The organism is Methylophaga sp. UBA5088 (assembly GCF_002414625.1).
GTDB lineage: Bacteria > Pseudomonadota > Gammaproteobacteria > Nitrosococcales > Methylophagaceae > Methylophaga > Methylophaga marina.
In genome coordinates this window covers 7,414-7,904 of record NZ_DIAC01000134.1, presented here as the reverse complement: position 1 = coordinate 7,904, position 491 = coordinate 7,414, and the positions used below count along the sequence as shown (strand labels likewise).

The window sequence follows — 491 nt, the reverse complement described above, 5'->3', positions numbered from 1 at the left end:
GCTGAGATCCTGAGGCAACTTCAATACCCGCCCCGCCCAGATCTTTAAATTCAGCGACTAATTTCCGACGTTTTGTCGCCGTCATTTTATACCGTGCCGGATGCGCTATCACTGCTTGTCCACCAGCAGCATTAATCCAGTTAACGGTCTCTTCGAGGCTGGCCCAATTGCCACTGACATACCCCGGTTTGTTACGAACCAAAAAGCGCTTAAACACATCCTTCATATCTTTTGCATAGCCTTTTTCAACTAAAAAGCGAGCAAAATGTACACGTCCCATCATCGTTTCAGATGCATATTGACTCGCACCATCATAGGCTCCAGGGATGCCGGCTTTCTCTAATCGGCTTGCAATACCTATGGCTCGCTGACGCCGATAATCTCGCAAAGCTGATAATCCTTCCTGCAAAGCCGCATTATCAATATCAATTTGTAAACCGACAATATGCACGGTCGCACCATGCCAGCTAACGGAGATTTCTACACCAGGA

General features: G+C 47.5%; 1 pseudogene. It reads right to left on the bottom strand.

The annotated features are described in order from the left end of the window. Nucleotides 1–491 (bottom strand): annotated as a pseudogene (locus tag B4K20_RS16500) (phosphatase); the annotation flags it as partial.